This is a genomic window from Rothia sp. HMSC068F09 (assembly GCF_001812775.1).
Taxonomy (GTDB): Bacteria; Actinomycetota; Actinomycetes; order Actinomycetales; family Micrococcaceae; genus Rothia; species Rothia mucilaginosa_A.
Window position 1 is genome coordinate 1 of record NZ_KV810422.1, and the last position, 3,529, is coordinate 3,529.

Annotated in this window: 2 protein-coding genes; both read right to left on the minus strand. The window is 55.7% G+C overall.

What is annotated here, in order from left to right; translation table 11 throughout:
- Positions 1 to 264 precede the first annotated feature (264 nt).
- On the minus strand, positions 265 to 1,734 hold the full coding sequence (gene abc-f / locus HMPREF2874_RS03630) for a ribosomal protection-like ABC-F family protein (RefSeq protein ID WP_005987409.1): 1,470 nt from the start codon (positions 1,732 to 1,734) through the stop codon (positions 265 to 267).
- A gap of 261 nt (positions 1,735 to 1,995) precedes the next feature.
- Positions 1,996 to 3,282, minus strand: a complete 1,287-nt coding sequence (locus HMPREF2874_RS03635) for an MFS transporter (protein WP_070648984.1) — start codon at positions 3,280 to 3,282, stop codon at positions 1,996 to 1,998.
- Positions 3,283 to 3,529 lie beyond the last annotated feature (247 nt).

The window sequence follows — 3,529 nt, forward strand, 5'->3', positions numbered from 1 at the left end:
CGGTCACCCACACTCAACTCGGAAGAGCCAGTAAAACTGAAGCCATCGAGTGGGAGTAGGCCGATAGGGTTCTGACCTGCGATTTTGAGTGCCGCACTGTGCCGCTGAGTTTCGTTTCGTACGAGAGTCATGACAAAGCCACCAGCGACGGAGATGAGTAAAAGCGATTAAAGAGCCTCCGTTCCCTGCGTTGGGACGGAGGCTCTTTCTTTGCCGTTTTACTCCCTTGTCTCCGTTCGGGGATTATTTCTTGCTCATTTAGGGCTATTCGCGCTGAAAGATTTTGACTAGCTTGGTGTCCTTTATTTCGTAGACAATGTCTGCGACGTTCTCGACCAGCCTCTTATCGTGGGAGACGAACACTATCGTTCCGGCATAGGCGCTCATCATCTGCTCGAGGGCTTCGGCGCTCTTGATGTCCAGGTAATTTCCAGGCTCGTCCATGAGCAAGATGTTGTATCTGCCCAGCAGCATCTTCGCGAGTAGCAGCTTGATGACTTCGCCTCCCGAGAGAACGCCAACGTCCTTTGTCAGGTCGCGCGGTCCGATTCCCATAGAGGCGAGGATGCCTCGAATTTCGGTCATGCTGTACTCGCAACCATCCTGCATGAACGAGATCGCAGACTGACGGGCGTCGAACTTGTAGCCTGTTTGCTCGAAGTAACCGATCTCTGCCTTGGGAGAGATGTTGATACCGTCGGCGCGTCGAGCGATTGCCTTCAGCAGGCTGGTCTTTCCTGTACCGTTGCCACCGGTGATGGCCACTTTGGCACCGAGCGGTATCTCGAATTTCGCGTGGTCATAGAGCATGCAGTTGCCGAAGCTCAAGCTGAAATCGTCTGCCGAGATGGGAAATTTACTATGCAGTTCCAGGGCCTTGCTCTGGCGGAACCGCACGGCGCGAATGCTATCTGGGGCCTCAATCCCTTCGAGCGCTTCGAGGCGCTTCTCCATGTCCTTAGCCGCCTGGTACATCCTCTTCTGTTTGGTGCCGGTTGCTTTCTGATGCCCCAATCGACCTGCATACTCGTTGCTTTTTTTCGCAGCCTTCCGCTTGGCGTCGACCTGCCGTGCTTTTTTCCGTTGTTTTTCGATGGCGGCTTCGAGGCGATCGCGCTCGCGCATCGCCTCTTCGTATCGAGTCGCCTGAGCTTTGCGCTCTTCTTCTTTCTGTCGCAGATAGTCGGAGTAGTCACCCCAGAATTCGGAAATACCGCCGTCTTTGAGCTCCCAGATCTTGTCTACCACCTGGTCGAGAAAATGACGGTCATGGCTCACGATGAGCAGAGCCCCATCAAATGCCTTGAGTTGTCCGACGAGAAGGCGGATGCCGTCTTGGTCGAGGTGGCTCGTAGGCTCGTCGGCGAAGATCGCGCTTGCATGCTGGGAGAGTGCAGAGGCAATCTTGGCGCGTGTTTCCTCCCCGCCGCTCATCGTCTCCTGCGCCACTCCGGCGACGTTGAGACGGGAGAGCATCTCACCACTGTCCTGAGCCGCATCAAGGTCGAGTTCATCGAGTTGGCCGATGAGGGCAATGCTGCCGAAGCGCCTGACGTCGGCGTCCGCAATGGTAAGATTGCCGCTCAGAATTTTAAGCAGGCTGGTTTTGCCTGCGCCATTGTCTCCCACCAAGCCGATGCGATCGTAGGAGTAGATTTCCAACTCTTCGATATCTAGGATATCGCGGCCGGCATATTCCAAAAAGATGTCTTTAGCTTTGACTATGAGTTCCATAGGTTGAACCGCCTTTTGTGTATTAGCGTTTTACTGGAAGCGCAGCCATGCCAAAAAAGATTGCTCACGTCGATTTTTCGCCTTTGCCCAATTGCCGGCGCGAGCGTTTTGACCTTGCGCAAGCCGGCAAATCCGAAAATGATAGTTGGCGACGAATAAGGAGCGCGATGCGGAATGTCGGTGCAATACCTCGTCGTCGCAAGGGCTTGAAGGCTGACGCTTGAACCGATGGCTGCTGCCTCTTTTTTTCGAATACTTGGGCTATTGAATCTGCCCGGTATCTCTTTTCCCCGCGTTTCGGACGCTCGGAGCAAGCAGCATAGCCATCGCAAGCAGTACCATGGTCGCTCCAGAGCCGACGAACCATAACGGAGCTCCAAGCAGATCCGCAAAAACGGAGGGGGCTGCGAGGCCCATGGGCATGGCCCACGCCATGATGGTTCCGTAGAGGCCGAAAACGCGGCCTAGGTACTCAGGAGGTATCTGCTCCTGCATAAGGGCAGTCTGGGTTCCCGCGTACAACGGGGAGCATGCGCCCATAAGAAAGCTCACCGGCAGGAAAGCAGCGAACAATGACGGGCCGAGCGATCCGGATACGATTGCGGCAATGCCGAAGCCGGCAATCGCGGCGACCATGGTGAACGACCTATTGCGGAACCCTCCCGTGGCCGCCAAAATGCCGGACCCAGCCAGCATGCCTGCAGAAAAAAGGATTTCCACCAAAGCGGCATCCCCCGTGCTACCGCCAAAATGCCCCAAGGTCATTATTGGGAACAATGCCGCGAGCGGAGAGAACGCGAAAGCGAAGACGAACCCGCACCAAAGAAGGGCGAACAGCCCCCTGTACTCCCTAATCAGCTTGTAGCCGTCCGAAATCTCAGAGAAGAGCTCTCGAACCTTATTGGAAAAGGACAAGCTGCGGTCGGCTTCATCGAGGCCCCCTGCGTCTATCTGTGCGGCGAGGACGGCTAAAGAAGCGAAAAGCGCTCCCAGCACGTCGAGGACAATCATAGCGGTAATGCCCGCCACGGGATAAATCACTGCTGCAAGCGCGGCGCCAAGAATGTATCCGCCGGACTGAATCGCCTGAGTCACCCCCGATAGGCGAACGAGATGCTCTGGCGGGGCGAGATGGGGCGTGAGAGATTGGGAGGCTGGCGTGTAGAACGAAGTACCAACTGCACGGAGAAACAGGGCGATGAGAATTAGCCATGCAGGTAAGCTGCCGGCCAACGAGGCAATCGCCAAGGCGGCACCCACCGCGGCAATGAAGAGGTCGGTGCCGATGAGGACACGTTTCAAAGGCAGTCTGTCGACAACGGCGCCCGCAAGGATTCCGAACAAAGCAATCGGCAGAAAGCCTGCCAGCGATGCTAAGGAGAGGAGAGAAGACGACCCTGTCGTGAGGGCGAGATGCCAAATAAGACCCATTTGGAGAATCGAACTCGTCAATGTCGAAACGAGCTCCCCGCCCCATACGAAACAAAGCTTGAATTGCCATGAATGGCACAGCAGAACAGACCTGCCCCGAGAGGTTTCAAATATCATGGTTATGTCCAATCGTGAAATGGCGTGCAGAAAAACAGCGCGACGCCACAACAGCGCCGCTTTCTAGGCGCTCATCCACGTGCGGAAAAGACCAACCACGACACCCCTCCTTTGTTAATTCGGTCTGGCAAACCATGTAATATTAACGAGGCTTGAGTTTGCCTGTCAAGTAGCGTCCCGCATAGTGGTGTAACCGTGGGTGGTCGGCCCGTTTGATATGGGTGCGGTCACCGTGTGATCCTTCGAG

What these genes read in the sequence shown, in the direction of transcription:
- abc-f (WP_005987409.1), bottom strand. Translation starts at nt 1,734, where the DNA reads ATGGAACTCATAGTCAAAGCTAAAGACATCTTTTTGGAATATGCCGGC.
- HMPREF2874_RS03635 (WP_070648984.1), bottom strand. Translation starts at nt 3,282, where the DNA reads ATGATATTTGAAACCTCTCGGGGCAGGTCTGTTCTGCTGTGCCATTCA.